General features: G+C 69.8%; 16 protein-coding genes. 2 read left to right on the top strand and 14 right to left on the bottom strand.

What is annotated here, in order from left to right; translation table 11 throughout:
* Nucleotides 1–71: 71 nt before the first annotated feature.
* Nucleotides 72–1,157 carry an adenosine deaminase gene (locus tag C8E87_RS19360; protein WP_133874397.1) on the bottom strand — a complete coding sequence of 362 codons (1,086 nt, stop codon included), beginning with the start codon at nt 1,155–1,157 and terminating at the stop codon, nt 72–74.
* A gap of 26 nt (nt 1,158–1,183) precedes the next feature.
* On the opposite strand from C8E87_RS19360, the gene C8E87_RS19355 reads away from it, so the two are divergent.
* Nucleotides 1,184–1,981: a putative RNA methyltransferase gene (locus C8E87_RS19355; protein WP_133874396.1), complete on the top strand. Its 798-nt coding sequence runs from the start codon at nt 1,184–1,186 to the stop codon at nt 1,979–1,981.
* On the opposite strand, the gene C8E87_RS19350 is transcribed toward C8E87_RS19355, so the two are convergent.
* The 9 genes from C8E87_RS19350 to C8E87_RS19310 all read right to left on the bottom strand — a co-directional run bounded on the left by C8E87_RS19350 (nt 1,978) and on the right by C8E87_RS19310 (nt 11,520).
* On the bottom strand, nt 1,978–2,658 hold the full coding sequence (locus C8E87_RS19350; protein ID WP_133874395.1) for a DUF4272 domain-containing protein: 681 nt from the start codon (nt 2,656–2,658) through the stop codon (nt 1,978–1,980). The genes C8E87_RS19355 and C8E87_RS19350 overlap by 4 nt on opposite strands.
* Before the next feature lie 6 nt (nt 2,659–2,664).
* Nucleotides 2,665–3,942: a thymidine phosphorylase gene (locus C8E87_RS19345; RefSeq protein WP_133874394.1), complete on the bottom strand. Its 1,278-nt coding sequence runs from the start codon at nt 3,940–3,942 to the stop codon at nt 2,665–2,667.
* Nucleotides 3,935–4,648, bottom strand: a complete 714-nt coding sequence (locus tag C8E87_RS19340; protein ID WP_133874393.1) for a cytidine deaminase — start codon at nt 4,646–4,648, stop codon at nt 3,935–3,937. Before C8E87_RS19340 ends, C8E87_RS19345 begins: the two co-directional genes overlap by 8 nt.
* 5 nt (nt 4,649–4,653) lie before the next feature.
* Nucleotides 4,654–5,922 (bottom strand): ABC transporter permease, encoded by a 1,269-nt coding sequence (locus C8E87_RS19335; RefSeq protein ID WP_133876936.1) that lies wholly within the window; start codon nt 5,920–5,922, stop codon nt 4,654–4,656.
* A gap of 5 nt (nt 5,923–5,927) precedes the next feature.
* Complete coding sequence (locus tag C8E87_RS19330) at nt 5,928–7,193, bottom strand: ABC transporter permease (RefSeq protein WP_133874392.1); 1,266 nt, start codon at nt 7,191–7,193, stop codon at nt 5,928–5,930.
* Nucleotides 7,190–8,671: an ABC transporter ATP-binding protein gene (locus C8E87_RS19325; RefSeq protein ID WP_307870455.1), complete on the bottom strand. Its 1,482-nt coding sequence runs from the start codon at nt 8,669–8,671 to the stop codon at nt 7,190–7,192. Before C8E87_RS19325 ends, C8E87_RS19330 begins: the two co-directional genes overlap by 4 nt.
* A 159-nt stretch (nt 8,672–8,830) precedes the next feature.
* On the bottom strand, nt 8,831–9,931 hold the full coding sequence (locus C8E87_RS19320; protein WP_133874390.1) for a BMP family lipoprotein: 1,101 nt from the start codon (nt 9,929–9,931) through the stop codon (nt 8,831–8,833).
* 212 nt (nt 9,932–10,143) lie between these two features.
* Nucleotides 10,144–10,365: an SCO4848 family membrane protein gene (locus C8E87_RS19315; protein WP_133874389.1), complete on the bottom strand. Its 222-nt coding sequence runs from the start codon at nt 10,363–10,365 to the stop codon at nt 10,144–10,146.
* Nucleotides 10,366–10,377: 12 nt separating this feature from the next.
* The gene (locus tag C8E87_RS19310; RefSeq protein WP_239079800.1) at nt 10,378–11,520 is read right to left on the bottom strand and encodes a hypothetical protein; all 1,143 of its coding nucleotides are present in this window, start codon (nt 11,518–11,520) and stop codon (nt 10,378–10,380) included.
* 97 nt (nt 11,521–11,617) lie between these two features.
* On the opposite strand from C8E87_RS19310, the gene C8E87_RS19305 reads away from it, so the two are divergent.
* Complete coding sequence (locus C8E87_RS19305; protein WP_203720410.1) at nt 11,618–12,202, top strand: TetR/AcrR family transcriptional regulator; 585 nt, start codon at nt 11,618–11,620, stop codon at nt 12,200–12,202.
* Between the two features lie 28 nt (nt 12,203–12,230).
* Here the strand turns inward: C8E87_RS19305 and C8E87_RS19300 are convergent, their stop codons facing one another.
* Genes C8E87_RS19300 through trpS form a run of 4 tightly spaced genes read right to left on the bottom strand, consistent with a single transcriptional unit; the run spans nt 12,231 to nt 15,140 of the window.
* Nucleotides 12,231–12,626, bottom strand: a complete 396-nt coding sequence (locus tag C8E87_RS19300) for a hypothetical protein (RefSeq protein ID WP_133874388.1) — start codon at nt 12,624–12,626, stop codon at nt 12,231–12,233.
* 7 nt (nt 12,627–12,633) lie between these two features.
* On the bottom strand, nt 12,634–13,545 hold the full coding sequence (locus C8E87_RS19295; protein ID WP_133874387.1) for a YihY/virulence factor BrkB family protein: 912 nt from the start codon (nt 13,543–13,545) through the stop codon (nt 12,634–12,636).
* A gap of 27 nt (nt 13,546–13,572) precedes the next feature.
* On the bottom strand, nt 13,573–14,112 hold the full coding sequence (locus C8E87_RS19290) for a 2'-5' RNA ligase family protein (protein WP_133874386.1): 540 nt from the start codon (nt 14,110–14,112) through the stop codon (nt 13,573–13,575).
* Nucleotides 14,113–14,117: 5 nt separating this feature from the next.
* Complete coding sequence (gene trpS, locus C8E87_RS19285; protein WP_133874385.1) at nt 14,118–15,140, bottom strand: tryptophan--tRNA ligase; 1,023 nt, start codon at nt 15,138–15,140, stop codon at nt 14,118–14,120.
* Nucleotides 15,141–15,272: the final 132 nt, after the last annotated feature.

The raw sequence follows: 15,272 nt of genomic DNA, 5'->3' as shown, positions 1-15,272 counted from the left end.
GAACGGACGATCAGTGTCGCCGAACCGGCAGTGTCGCCGCCCGGACTGCGCCCTGTAACAAGATCACGTCGTCAGCCGATCAGCTTCGCGTACCCGGGCTTGATCACCTCGTTGATGATCGCCAGCCGTTCGTCGTACGGGATGAAGGCCGACTTCATGGCATTGATGGTGAGCCACTGCAGCTCGCTCCAGCCCCACCCGAACGCCTCCGACAGCAGCGCCATCTCGCGGGACATCGACGTGCCGCTCATCAGGCGGTTGTCGGTGTTGACGGTGACCCGGAAGCGCAGATCGTGCAGCAGCCCGATCGGGTGCTCGGCGATCGACGGGGCCGCGCCGGTCTGCACGTTGGACGACGGGCACAGCTCGAGCGGGATGCGCTTGTCCCGCACGTACGCCGCGAGGCGGCCGAGCACCACGTCGCCGCCGGCCGGGGTTCCGGTGATGTCGTCGACCAGCCGGACGCCGTGCCCGAGCCGGTCGGCGCCGCACCACTGGATGGCCTGCCAGATCGACGGGAGGCCGAACGCCTCGCCCGCGTGGATGGTGAAGTGGAAATTCTCACGCTGGAGGTACTCGAACGCGTCGAGGTGCCGGGTGGGCGGGAAACCGGCCTCGGCCCCGGCGATGTCGAAACCGACCACGCCCGCGTCCCGGTACCGCACGGACAGCTCGGCGATCTCTTGCGAGCGGGCCGCGTGCCGCATCGCGGTCAGCAGCACACCGACCCGGATCGGGGCGCCCTGAGCGGCGGCCTCGGCAGCACCCTCGACGAAGCCGGCGTTCACGGCGTCGACCACCTGGTCGAGCGACAGGCCGCGCTCCAGATGCTGCTCCGGGGCGTAACGGACCTCGGCGTAGACCACGCCGTCGGCCGCCAGGTCGAGCGCGCACTCCTTGGCCACCCGGTGCAGCCCCTCGGGGGTCTGCATCACCGCCACCGTGTGGGCGAACGTCTCCAGGTAGCGTTCCAGCGAACCGGAGTCGGCCGCCGCGACGAACCACTCGCCCAGCGCGACCGGATCGGTGGCGGGCAGCTCATGACCCACCTGATCGGCCAGCTCGATGATCGTGGCGGGGCGCAGCCCACCGTCGAGGTGGTCGTGCAGCAGCGCTTTCGGCGCTTCGACGATGTCGGAGAATGCGATGGCGGCCATCAGCCGAGCCTAGAGGCAGGGGACCAATGATCGACGGAGCATTGCCGTACCTGCGGTGCCCGGTCTGCCGTCTGGGGCTCACGCGGGTCGAGCGGTCGCTGCGCTGCCCCGCCGGTCACAGCTTCGACATGGCCAAGCAGGGGTACGCCGACCTGACCGCGGGCCGGATGCCCCACGTGGGCGACACGGCCGAGATGGTGACCGACCGGGCCGCTTTCCTGGCGGCCGGCCACTACGACTTCATCGCCGACGCCCTGGCCACGGCGGCGGGCACCGCTGAGCTGGTCGTGGATGCCGGCGTCGGAACCGGCCACTACCTGGCTCGGGTGCTGGACGCCACGCCGGACGCCGTCGGGCTCGGCCTGGACGTGTCCAAGCCGGCGCTGCGGCGGGCGGCCCGTGCCCACGATCGCGCGGCGGCCGTGCTGGCCGACCTCTGGCGGCCCCTCCCCCTGGCCGACGGGGTGGCCGACGTCGTCGTCAACGTCTTCGCCCCGCGCAACGGCGCCGAGTTCCACCGCGTGCTGCGCCCCGGCGGCCGCCTGCTCGTTGTCACCCCCGCGCCGGATCATTTGGCCGAGTTGATTTCCGCGTACGGGCTGATTCGGGTCGACCCGGACAAAGAGGCGCGAGTGCAGGATGCGTTGGGCAGGTGCTTCGAGCCGGTGGAGACGCTGGATCTACGTCGCGAGCTCGACCTGACCGCTGTCGAGACCGCCACGCTGATCGGCATGACCCCGAGCGCCCGCCACGTGCCGCATCCTCCGGCCACGCCCAGCCACATGACAGCTTCGGTGCGCCTGACGACGTACAGCCCGGCCTAGACCGACAGGTCTACTTCTTCCCAGTCCGGGGGCTTGTCGTGGTACGGCCCGTGAAAGATCACCGCCCACTCCAGTGCCCACCGTCGCTGGCCGATCGCGTTGCCGTCGACCTCGCCCGGCAGCGGCAACCCCGTCTGCTCCGCCTCCTGGAAAGCCCAGTCCAGGCAGTAGTAGAGATCGAGAAGCACGGCCGCCTCGATCGGGTCGCGCGGGGACATCAGCGATCGGGACCGCCAATTCCCGTACGTCTCCCCCGCCGGCAGATCGGGCATCTGCGACATCAGCCTGCTCTCGGGCGCGGCGGTCGGGTCGAGATGCCGGCTCAGACCCAGCAGCCAGGCCAGCGCGAACACGGCGTCATGGTGCAACACGAACGAGCGATGATCGCCCTTGGCGCCGATCACGAACTGCCACTCCGGCGGTGTGACGAGGTCGACCAGGCGCGACCCGAGCAGCCAGCTCATCGCGGCCTCGGTCGGCATGCCGAAGCAGCGCGCCACGACGACGTGCAGCACGGCAGCCCGCGCCTCGATGTCGGCTGTGGGGCGCAACTCGATCGCGTCGCCCGGCTCCCAGATCAGCGGGAAGCCGGGCGGGGGTAGCGGCAGTCCGAGACGCGCCAGTTCGTCGAGGCTCGCTTCGCGAACGGCGCGCGGGTCGGGTGCGGCCTTCTGCATGGTGCGTCAGGCTATGCGGTCGAGCACCAAATTTGTAGAACTGGGTTGCTCCGCACCGATGACAACCGCTTCGGCAGCAGTCGTGCGGGCTGCGGGGATCCGGTCGGGATCGTCCGCGCGCAGTTCCAGGAGCACGTCGCCGGCGCGGACCTCGTCGCCCGGCTTGACCTTGAGCAGCACCCCGGCGCCGAAGCTGACCGGATCCTCCTTGCGGGCCCGGCCGGCGCCCAGACGCCAGGCGGCCAGTCCGATCCCGTACGCGTCGACCGAGGTCACCACCCCGTCGGCCGAGGCCCGCAGCACCTCGGTCTCGCGCGCGACCGGCAGCGGGGCCTCCGGGTCGCCGCCCTGGGCCCGGATCATCGCCCGCCACGTGTCCATCGCGGCGCCGGACTCGAGCACCTTGGCCGGGTCGGCGTCGATCCCGGCCGCGGCCAGCATCTCGCGGGCCAGGGCCAGGGTGAGCTCCACCACATCCGGCGGCCCGCCACCGGCCAGCACCTCGACCGACTCGGTGACCTCGATCGCGTTGCCGACGGCCAGGCCGAGCGGCGTGTTCATGTCGGTGAGCAGCGCGATCGTGTTCACGCCGCTGTCCTTGCCGAGCCGCACCATGGTGCTCGCGAGCTCGCGGGCGGTGTCGAGGTCCTTCATGAACGCGCCGGAGCCGACCTTGACGTCGAGCACGAGCGCGCCGGTGCCCTCGGCGATCTTCTTGCTCATGATCGAGCTGGCGATCAGCGGGATCGCCTCGACCGTGCCGGTGACGTCGCGCAGCGCGTAGAGCTTGCGGTCGGCCGGGGCCAGGCCTTCACCGGCGGCGCAGATGACCGCGCCGACGTCCTGCAGCTGCCGCTTGAACTCGTCGTTGCTGATCGACGCGCGCCAACCGGGGATCGACTCGAGCTTGTCGAGCGTGCCGCCGGTGTGGCCGAGGCCGCGGCCGGACAGCTGCGGCACGGCGGCCCCGCACGCGGCGACCAGCGGGGTCAGCGGCAGCGTGATCTTGTCGCCGACGCCGCCGGTGCTGTGCTTGTCGGCGGTCGGGCGGGTGACCGCGGAGAGGTCGAGCCGCTCGCCGCTGGCGATCATCGCGGCCGTCCAGCGGGCGATCTCGGCCGGGGTCATGCCGCGCAGCAGGATGGCCATGGCCAGCGCGGACATCTGCTCGTCGGCGACCGCACCCCGGGTGTACGCGTCGACCACCCAGTCGATCTGGGCGTCGCTGAGCGTGTGCCCGTCCCGCTTGGCCCGGATCACGTCGACCGCGGCGAACTCAGTCATTGCTGCCCTCTTCCCACGAGTCCGGAATGCCCTCGGGCGGTGCGCCCTCACCGGCCCAGGCCAAGCCGCCCTCGGCGTTCACCACGACGACCCGCGGGGTGCGTACGCGGCCCCAGGCGACCGCCTCGCCCGCCGTGGCGAAGTTCGGGCCTTCCTGGAGCACGCCCTTCTCGACCTCCCCGGCGCCTGCGGACCGTTCCCAGTAGCCGGTCCAGACAGTCTCGCCCCCGGACAGGTCCGGATGTACGAAAACGGTGCCCCGGCCGCGCCATTTGGCCAGTTCGGTGGGGACCTCGGGACCGGTCTTGAGGTTGTTGACACGTTCCAGATCCTCGAAGCCGAAGGCGTGGGGCAGCAGCTCGGCCATGCGCAGCGGCCCGGTGTGCCACTCGACGAGCAGCTCGGGCCCGCCGTTCTCCCACAGCAGCTGGCGGCAGCGGCCGCACGGCATCAGCGGGCTGCCGGTGGCGTCGACGCACGAGAACGCGACCAGGCGCCCGCCGCCGGTCAGGTGCAGCTGGCTGACCAGCCCGCACTCGGCGCACAACCCGACGCCGTAGGAGGCGTTCTCGACGTTGCACCCGACGACCAACCGGCCGTCGTCCACCAGCGCCGCCGCTCCGACCGGGAAGTCGGAGTAGGGCGCGTACGCGTGCCGCATGGCTTCGGTGGCCGCGGCGCGCAGCCCGGCCCAGTCGATCTCCATGGGATTCAGTTTTTCACGTACGGCACGCCGTCCGCCGCGGGCGCACGGACCCGGCCGACGAGACCGGCCACCGCGATGATCGTCGCGAGGTACGGCAGCATGTTGAGGAACTGGTTGGGCACCGGGCTGCCGACCGCGCTGAGGTAGTTCGCCAGTTTCTGGGCGAAGCCGAAGAACAGGGCCGCGCCCAGCGCCCCGAACGGGGTCCAGCGGCCGAAGATCAGGGCGGCCAGCGCGATGAAGCCCGCGCCCGCGGTCATGTTCTTGTTGAACGCGCCGGTCGAGACCAGCGTGAAGTACGCGCCACCGGCGCCGGCCACGACGCCACCGATGAGCACGTTCATGTACCGCAGGCCCCGGACCCGGATGCCGACGGTGTCGGCCGCCGTGGGGTGCTCGCCGACCGCGCGGGTCCGCAGGCCCCAGCGGGTGCGCGTGAGGCCGAAGTGAATGACGATGACCAGCGCCAGCGCCAGCCAGACCAGCAGGTTGGTCTCGAACAGCACCGGCCCGATCACGGGGATGTCGGCCAGCCCGGGGATGCGCCACTCGGGCAGCCGCGGCGGTGAGTTGTACTTCAACGCGTCGGGCTGCATGAGCCGTTCGTAGAGGAAGCCGGTGATGCCCAGCGCGAGCAGGTTGAGCACGATGCCGACGACGACCTGGTCGACCAGGAAACGGATGGCCAGCACGGCCAGCAGCGAGGCGATGATCACACCGCCGACGACGGCGCTGATCAGGCCGGCCCACACGCTGGTGGCCAGGGTGCCCACCAGAGCGGCCCCGAACGCGCCCATCAGGAACTGCCCCTCGATGGCCACGTTGACCACGCCGGAACGCTCGCACAGCACACCGGCCAGCGCGCCCAGAATCAGCGGCAGTGCCAGTTCCAGTGAGCCGCTGGCCGTGTCGACCAGCGGAAGGAACTTGCCCGCCACCTGCCAGCACAGGAACGAGAAGACGAAGGTCACGATGCCGACGCTGAGCAGCAGGGTCTGCCACCGCTTGGCCACACCGGCGATCAGGGCGGCGCCGGTGGCGATGGTGACGATGCCGAACAGGATGGCGCCGAACTGGCCGTTGATCTGCAGCGCGGCGCCCTCGGCGTCCTCGCTGACGGTGAAGCGGGCCGTCGCCGACTCCGCGAGCGATCCGAAGATCACGGCGGCGATCAGCCCGATGACGACGAGCGCGACGCCGAGCCGGCGCTGCCGGTTCCAGAACCTGTCGGGGGCCGTGGCCTCGGTCAGGTCTTCCACGGTTGCGGTCGACACTCCGCTCACCAACCCTTCGCCATGGATGCGCCGAGCCGCGCGGTGCGCGCATTGCGGAGCTGGAAGATCGCCTTCACCAGGGCGGGGGCCGCGATGAAGATCACGATGAGGGCCTGCAGGACGGTGACCAGCTCGAGCGAGACGCCCACGTCGACCTGCATCAGGTTGCCGCCCGCGCGCAGTCCGCCGTAGAGCATCGCGGCGAACAGCACGCCCCACGGCTTGTTGCGGCCCAGCAGGGCCACCAGCAGGCCGTCGAAGCCGATGTTGCCGGCCACCTGACCGGTCAGCCGTTCGGCGGTGCCGAGCACCTGTACGGCGCCGCCCAGGCCGGCCAGGCCACCGGCCACCACCATCAGCATGATGTAGGTGCGGGCCACGCTCATCCCGGCGGTCTTGGCGGCGGGCGGGTTGACGCCGACGGCGCGCAGCTCGAAGCCGAACGACGACCGGTTGATCATCCAGGCGACCCCGGCGGTGACCAGCACCGCGAGCACGATGCCGAGGTGCACGCGCAACGGCGCGGGCAGGGCGGGCAGCCCGGCGGTGGTGTCGATCGTCTTGCTGACGGCGTCTGTGCGGTCCGGGTCCTGCACGCCGTTCTGCAGGATCAGCCAGCCGAGGAAGAGCGTCGCCGTGTAGTTGAGCATGATCGTGGTGATCACCTCGTGGGCGCCGGTGCGGGCCTTGAGCAGGCCGGGCACGAAGCCCCAGAGCGCGCCGCCGACCACGCCGGCGACCAGCGCGACGATCAGGTGCAGGACGGGCGGAAGCCCGATGGCGAAGCCGGCCACCCCGGCGGTGACGCAGCCGATGACCGCCTGGCCCTGGGCGCCGATGTTGAACAGGCCGCCGCGGAAGGCAACCGCGACCGCGAGGCCGGTGAAGACCAGCGGGGCGGCGTAGGTGAGGGTCTCGGACAGTGGGTTGAGCGCCGTCTTCCAGTCGCCGCTGCCGCTGAACCACGCCTGCACGGCGGCCGGGTCGAAGATCGCGCCCTTGAACAGGTCGGCGTACGCGTGGCTGATCAGATCCCAGCTCGCGGTGAGCGCGTCGCTGGGCCGGGCGGTGAAGTACGAGAACGTCGCGAGCACCTCGGAGTCCGAGATGACGATCAGCACCGCGCCGATGATCAGCGCCAGCAGGATCGACAGGAACGTCACGACGACGGTGTTGGCCGACCAGAGGTTGTGCAGGAAGAGACCGAAGAAGGACTCCTCTTTCTGCTGCTCCTCTTTCTTCTCCGGCTGTTCCGGGGCTTCGGTGGTCACTCCGCGTCCTCTGCTTCTTGCGTCACTACGCCGGCCATCAGCAGACCGATCTCCTCACGGGGCATGTCCGGCGAGACGACCGCCAGGATCCGGCCGCGATACATCACCGCGATGCGGTCGGCCAGGCCGACCACCTCGTCCAGCTCGCTCGACACCACCAGCACGGCGGTGCCGACGTCCCGCTCGTGGATGATCTGGTTGTGGATGAACTCGATCGAGCCCACGTCCACCCCGCGGGTCGGCTGGGCGGCGACCATCAGCTTGAGCGGGCGGGACATCTCGCGGGCGACAACGACCTTCTGCTGGTTGCCGCCGGAGAGCGTGCCGACGGCGGACCGCGGTGACGGCGTACGGATGTCGAACTGCGCCACGCGTTCCTGGGCCGACTCGTCAATCGCCTTGGGGTTGAGCCGCAGGCTGTTGCCGAACGGCGCCCGGTCGTAGAGGTCGAGCACGAGGTTCTCGGCGACCGTGAAGTCCTTGACGACGCCGTCGTGGCTGCGGTCCTCGGGGATGTAGCCGACGCCGGCCCGCAGCACCTGCTTGGTGGTGCGACCGGCCAGGTTCCTGCCCTCGAGCTCGATCGAGCCCGCCCGGATCTCCCGCAGGCCCATGATCGCCTCGACCAGCTCGGTCTGGCCGTTGCCCTGCACACCGGCGATGCCGAGCACCTCGCCCGAGCGCACCACCAGGTCCACACCGGCGACCGCGTGCACGCCCCGGTCGTCGTCGACGATCAGGCCGGAGACCTTGAGCACCTCACTGCCGGGTTCGGCCGGGGTCTTGGTGACCTCGAGGCTGACCTCGCGGCCGACCATGAGCGCCGCCAGCTCGTCCTCGGAGGTGTCGGGGGTGGCGATGCCGACCGTGCGGCCACGGCGGATCACGGTGATCCGGTCGGCGATGGCCTTGACCTCGCGCAGCTTGTGGGTGATGAAGACGATCGACTTGCCGGTCTCGGCCAGCGAGCGCATGACCGCGAGCAGCTCGTCGGTCTCCTGCGGGGTCAGCACGGCCGTCGGCTCGTCCAGGATGAGCAGGTCGACGTCGCGGGTCAGCGCCTTGACGATCTCGACCCGTTGCTGCGCGCCGACGGGCAGGTTCTCCACCAGGGCGTCGGGGTCGACCGGCAGGCCGTAACGCTCCGAGGTCTCGAGCACCTCGCGCCGGCTTCGGCGGCGGTCGAGCCAGCCGAGCGGTCCGCCGCGGGTCTCCTCGGCGCCGAGCGCGATGTTCTCGGCCACGGTGAAGACGGGAACCAGCATGAAGTGCTGATGGACCATGCCGATGCCGGCGGCGATGGCGTCGCGGGGGCTGCGGAAGACCTTCTTCTCACCGTCGACCAGGATCTCGCCCTCATCGGGCTGGAGCAGGCCGTACAGCTGGTTCATCAGCGTCGACTTGCCGGCGCCGTTCTCGCCCAGCAGGGCGTGCACCTCGCCGGGCTCGACGGTGATGTCGATGTGGTCGTTGGCCACCAGGTCGCCGAAGCGCTTGGTGATGCCGCGCAGTTCGAGTCTCAGCGGAATCTCCTGACTTCGGCGCCTATGAGAACTTTGTCGAACAACCGGAACCGCCGCACGGCCGCGAGAAAATCTCGCAGCCGGGCGGCGGCCGGAATGTTACCCAGCGAATCGTCAGGCCGGGGCGCTGGCCGACTCGACCTTGACGGTGCCCGCGATGATGTCCGACTTGAGCTTCTCGACCTCGTCCTTCAGGGTCTGGTCGATCTTGCTCTCGAACTGGTTGTACGGGGCCAGCGAGACACCGTTGTTCTTCAGCGTGCCCAGGTAGCCCGGGGTGGACTCGAGCGGCTGGCCGTTGGCGCCGGTGACGACGGCCTGCTTCACCGCGTCGGAGATGTTCTTGACCACAGTGGTCAGGAAGACCTCACAGTCCTGCGCGGCGCTCTTGCAGCCGTCCTGGTCGACCCAGATGATCGAGACCTTGCCGCTGGAACCCTTGGCGACCTCGGCCGCACCCAGGCCGGTGCCACCGGCAACCGGCATGATCACGTCGGCGCCCTGGGCGACGAACGTGTTGGCCAGCGCCTTGCCCTTGGCCGGGCTGGCGAAGTCCTCGGCGAAGCTGCCGTTCTGCTTCGCCTTGTCCCAGCCGAGCACCTGGACGTTCTTGCCCTTGGCCTTGTTGTACTGCGCCACGCCGTCGGCGAAACCATCCATGAAGATGGTCACCGGCGGGATCTTGAGGCCGCCGAACGTGGCCACCTTGCCGCTCTTGGAATAGCCCGCAGCCAGGTAACCGGCCAGGAACGCGGCCTCCTGGGTGGCGAACTGCATCGGGTAGACGTTCTTCGCGTCGGCGATCGCGCTGTCGACGATGCCGAACTGCTGCGACGTGTTCTGCGCGGCGACGGCCTTGGTGGCGTCGCCCATGAGGCCGCCGACCGAGAGGATGAAGTTGCACTTCTGGGTCACGAAGCCCCGCAGGTTGGGCTCGTAGTCGGCCTCGGCGGTCGACGCGACGTACTTCGGGTCGACCGCGGGCACCTCGGTCTTGGCGGCCTGGAGGCCGGCCCACGCGGAGGCGTTGAACGACTTGTCGTCGATGCCACCGGTGTCGGTGACCATGCAAGCCTTGTATGCAGCGGCGGCAGCGCCACTCTGGGTGCCGCCGGCGGGAGTCTCGTCGGGAGCGTCGCTACAGGCGGCGGCGGCGAGCGTCAGCCCACCCGCCGCGAGAATCGCCACGATCCGGTTCCCACGTACTGGGCGCAAGACGCCCTCCTTCCAACGCACACCGACACTTGTCGGTGAGTCTTCACCGCGGGAGCGTAGTCGCAGGCCAGAACGTCCGAGGCACTTTGGACCGGACTGTTGGCGCACCGTTATCTGCGCGCAATCGGGCGGCGCTCGGGTCGTCGCTTCTATCCGTTAGTGCGGCAAATCAACGGTGGCGGGAGTAACAGAGAAGAAACCTTGCGGCGCGGTCAGGACTTCCGCCACGCTTTTACGCCGAGCACGCCGACGGTGGTGCCGATGGCCAGCGAAGCCGTGATCAGCAAGGCGTGCACGATCAGGAAAGAGGTCGGCCGCCCGCCGGCGAAAGAGCGGTCGTCCTGCCAGATGGCCAGGCCGAACCGGGGCCAGATGGCCCACGTCCAGACCCCGACCGCCGTCAGGAAGACCGCCCATCGCTTCGAGATGACCATGCGGCCACTATCTCAGCGCGCCGGCACGAGCTCCTCGCGGGCCTCGGCGGGCACCGGGCCGGCCTTCGGAGCCGCCATCAGCCCTCGGCGGCCGAGCACAGTCAAGATCAACCCCGTTCCCGCGTACGCGGTGAGGACCGCGACGGCCTGGGCAGCGCCCGCGCCGTCGAAGTAAGCGGCCGACCGCAGAAGCGAGGCGCCGGCGCCGATCGGAAGCCACTGCCCGATCTCGCCCCACGGCTGCGGCAGCAACTCGGGGGCGGCCGCGATGCCCGCCAGCGCGTTGCCGACCAGGAACATGACCAGGGCACCGAGGCCCAGACCGCCGTGCCCGAGCACGGCCGCGAGCCCGGTCATGGCGGCGGCGACGGCCAGCGCGAACAGACCCAGCGCGGCCGCGACGAGCAGGTTGTCGCCGGGCAGGATGCCGAGCCAGCCCTGCTGGACCGCGGCGACCGCAAAGCCGGCCAGGACCCCGTAGCCGAGCAGCGCCACAAGGCGGGCCACCCGCTGCCGGACGAACAGGAAGACCAGGGCCCCGACGAGCAGGCTGGTGATGGCCAGCGGCAAGAAACCGGCCGCGAACCCGGCGCCCCGGGGGTCGTCCACGTCGAGCGGCACGACGTCACGCACCTGCGCGCCCGTCCCAGCCACGGCCTGCGTGAGCAGCGCCGAAACGGTCGGAGAGGCAGCCGAGGCGACGTGCACCTCGGGCCCGGCGGCGTTCATGACGATCGCCCCGTAGACCTCACGGTCCTTGATCGCGGCATCGGCGGCCGGCCCGTCAGCAACGAACGTGACAGCGAACGCGCCCGGGTGCTCAGCCTCCAGCCGAGCCGCAATCGCGGCTGCGCCACCGGCAGGCCCGTTCGCCGCCCCGCCACTGGCCGGCGACTGATCTGCGGCCCCACCATCCACCGTTGCGCCGTCGGCCGCTCCACCGTTCGAGACCGCGCCACCGTTCGGGGCCGCGCCACCGTTCGGGGCCGCGCCACCGTTCGGGGCCGCGCCACCGTTCGGGGCCGCGATCGCGATCGGTAGGTCGCGGGGCGCGAGGTTGGCGGCTGGAGCAGCGAAGAGCGGGACGAGAAGTGCCTGAACGGCCACCACGACGATCGCGATGAGCGTCCCGGCAACCACTGGTGAGCGTCGCATCATTCCTCCTAAAACGAATGCTCGTTCTTTATCAGCTCAGCATGTTCCGGCCCACACGCGTTCGTCAAGAACGAGCGTTCGTTTTATGATGTGGGGCGTGCCACGTGTCTCCGAAGATCACCTGACCGCCCGCCGCGAGCAGATCCTCGCCGCGGCCCGCGCCTGCTTCCTGCGCAAGGGGCTGCACAACACGTCGATGCAGGACCTGATCAAGGAAGCCGGCCTGTCGGTGGGCGCGGTCTATCGCTACTTCAAATCCAAGGACGAGATCATCGCGGCGATCGCCGACGGGGTCGTGGGCGGCATCCAGGCCGCGATCGACCGCATCGCGAGCCGCCGGCTGTCGCTGCTCGAGTCGCTGCGGCTCCTGCTGGACGTCATCGACGCACAGACCGGTCCGGGTGGCGCCCTGCCGATCGCTCTGCACATCTGGAGCGAGGCGATGATCGACCCGGCCATCCGGACGATCGCTCATGACCGCTACTCGGCGCTCCGCGGCAGTGTGCGGGTCCTGGTGGAGCACGCCGTCGAGAGCGGGGAGCTGCCGCCGGAAACCGACGTCGACGACGTGGCGGGTGCGGTCTTCGCCCTGCTCCCCGGTTACGCGCTGCAGCGCCTGCTGCTCGGCAACCCGGACAAGGAGTCGTTCCTGCGCGGGGTCCGCACGCTCTACGGCCCCTGAGACGGAGCGGTCCAGCTGCGGAGAAACCTCAGACGGTGGTCAGGCGGGCGGCTATCCGCGACCAGCCCGCGCGGACCTCGTCCCGGGTCGGCGGCCGGCCGGGGCGCACCCGCCGGGTCTCGTACTCCTCGACCGTCTCGGCGTCGGCGTCGCCACCGGGCGCCTCGACGGCGGCGCGGGCCAGCTCGATCTCGTCGCGGATGGCCTCGGCGTCGGGGCGGGGCAGCAGCGGCTCGACCACCGCCATCAGCTGCTCGTCGGCCACCACGGCCTGGGCCAGCGCGAGCGCGTGGGCCCGCTCGTACGGCCCGCAGACCACCGGCTCCCAGTCCTCCTCGTCGCCGATCGAGCCGATCGTGATGACCCAGGGAAGGTCGGCCACCGGCGAACCGGCCGGCAGGTCCAACGTCACGAGAGTGCCCACGGGGCCATCATTCCGGGCTGGTGTGCCGAATCCAGGTATTTTGTCCCACAGGGGCATTTTTATCATCAGCTGACAGGTCGACCACCCGGCCGTGCGGACTGGTCGCCGCCCAGGCCGCCCCGAACAGCAGCAGCTGGTTGAAGACGTACAGGTAGACCAGCACGCCGACGGCCGAACCGACCAGACCGTACGCGGGGTTCCGCTGCACCAGACCCACGAACGACTTGCCCACCGTGTTGAGCAGCATGAGCCCGATGCCGACCTGCAGCACGGGCGGGGCCATCCGCCGCACGGTCATGCGCAGCCTCGGCACCGCGGCCAGCAACGCCGCCGCCAGCAGCATGTTGACCGCGATCCGCAGCAGGATCTCGACGGTGGACTGCACGAGGCCGTCCGCCATCCATTCGAGCAGCAGCTCGAGGCCGTAGACGGCGAGCTGGGACAGCGCCAGCAACATCAGCACGCCGAGCAGCACCAGCAGGTCGAGAGCCTGCCGTACGCCGATGTAGCCGGGCTGCTCGTTGAGGCGCCAGATCAGCCGCTGCGACGAGCGGATCGCCTCAACCCAGGCGATGCCCGTGAAGGTCAGGCCGATGATGCCGACGATGCCGACCGTCCTGCCGCTCTCCAGGATCGCCTGCACGTCGAGGAACGGCAGGTTCTCCCGGAGGAAGTCGCGCACGACGTCGAACAGGTCCTGATTGTTGTTCAGCAGGATGCCGAAGATCGAATAGCCGATCAGCAGCAGCGCGAACACGGCGAAGAAGCCGTAGTACGCGATCGCCGCCGCGAGCCGCCCGCCCTGCACGTCGGTGTAGCGGACGATGGCCCGGCTGAAGTGATCGAAATAGCGGGACCGGTGGCGAAGCCACATGACACGAGACTCGGCCGCCTCGTAGGCCCGATCGATCGGATTCACGCGCCGACCGTAACCGACGTCACGTCGTCAGCGACCGGCACTGCCCAGGCGATAGTCGCGCCGGCGTTTCCAGGGGCCTTCGCCGCCGTGCGAGAACAGGGTGAAGGCCGGCACGGGGAACCTCGCCGAGAAGCCGGCGAGGTCGTCGAAGGCCGCGTCCAGCGCCTCGGCCGGCACGTCCTGGGCCACCGTCACGTGCGGGTGGTAGGGAAAGCGGGAGCCGCGCTGCACGTCGTCGGAGCTCACGATCGCCTCGGCCAGCATCTCGCACTCGCTGATCCCGACGGCCAGGGTCACGAAGACCACCTCGGTGACCGGCCGGAACGTGCCCGTGCCGCGCAGGTGGATGGTGAACGGCGCCTGATCCGCGGCCACCGCCTCGAGGTGCTTCTCGATGCGGGGCAGGGCCTCGGTGCGCACCTCGGTCGGGCCGAGCAGCGTCACATGGGCCGGCGTGTACGCGGCCTGCGGGTCACCGGCCGCGGCCCGGCGCTGGGTGAGCAGCTCACCCCAGGGCTCGGGGATGTCGATTGCGACGCCGATGCGGGTCAGGGAGGGGTCGGACAACGGAGTCAGGCTCCACGCGTGGGGCTGAGAAAACCGATGTTCTGGTACGCCTCGCCGAGCGTCACCGAGGCGACCGCGCGGGCCTTCTCGGCGCCGACCGCGAGCACCTTGTCGAGGTGGTCCGGGTCCTCCAGGTAGGCCCGGGTGCGCTCCTGGATCGGCTTGACGAAGTCGACCACGATCTCGGCCAGATCTTTCTTGAGGTCGCCGTAGCCGCGGCCCTCGTACTGCTCGAGCAGTTCGTCTATGGTCCGCATGGTGAGCGCGGCATAGATCGTGAGCAGGTTGCTGACGCCGGGCTTGTTCTCCTCGTCGTAAAGGATCTCGCGGCCGGTGTCGGTGACCGCCGACTTGATCTTCTTGGCCGAACGCGCCGGGTCTTCCAGCAGCTCGATGATGCCGTTGGGCGAGGAGGCCGACTTCGACATCTTGGCCGTCGGGTCCTGCAAATCGGTGATCTTGGCAGTGTCCTTGAGGATGAACGGCGACGGGATCGTGAACGTGCGGCCGAAGCGCGTGTTGAACCGCTGCGCGAGGTCGCGGGTCAGCTCGAGGTGCTGCCGCTGGTCTTCGCCCACGGGCACCTGATCGGCCTGGTAGAGCAGGATGTCGGCCGCCTGCAGGATGGGGTAGGTGAACAGGCCCACCGTGGTGGTGTCGGCGGCCTTGGCCGACTTGTCCTTGAACTGCACCATGCGGCCGGCCTCGCCGAAACCGGTGATGCAGCTGAGCACCCAGCCGAGCTGAGCGTGCTCGGGCACGTGGGACTGGACGAACAGCGTGCACCGGTCGGGGTCGAGGCCGAGCGCCAGCAGCTGGGCGGCCGAGATGCGCGTGCGGTTGCGCAGGGCCACCGGGTCGTGCCCCATCGTGATCGCGTGCAGGTCGACCACGCAGTAGTACGCGTCGTGGGTCTCCTGCAGCGCCACCCAGTTGCGTACGGCGCCGAGATAGTTGCCGAGGTGGAACGAGTCGGCAGTCGGCTGAATGCCGGAAAGCACGCGAGGGCGGCGGGCGACATCGGACATGCCGACCATTGTGACAGTCCCACCGAAGGCGTCGCGAGCGGCGTCAGCGAGTACGGGAGATGTTTGAAAGTGTTGACTTTTGATCGAGCTTGGTGGAACCTCTTCGGTAGCCCGGCGGCCCACTACGCTCGT

It is taken from the genome of Paractinoplanes brasiliensis, assembly GCF_004362215.1.
GTDB lineage: Bacteria > Actinomycetota > Actinomycetes > Mycobacteriales > Micromonosporaceae > Actinoplanes > Actinoplanes brasiliensis.
Note: the sequence above shows the minus strand (reverse complement) of the source record. Positions and strands in the feature narration are given on the sequence as shown.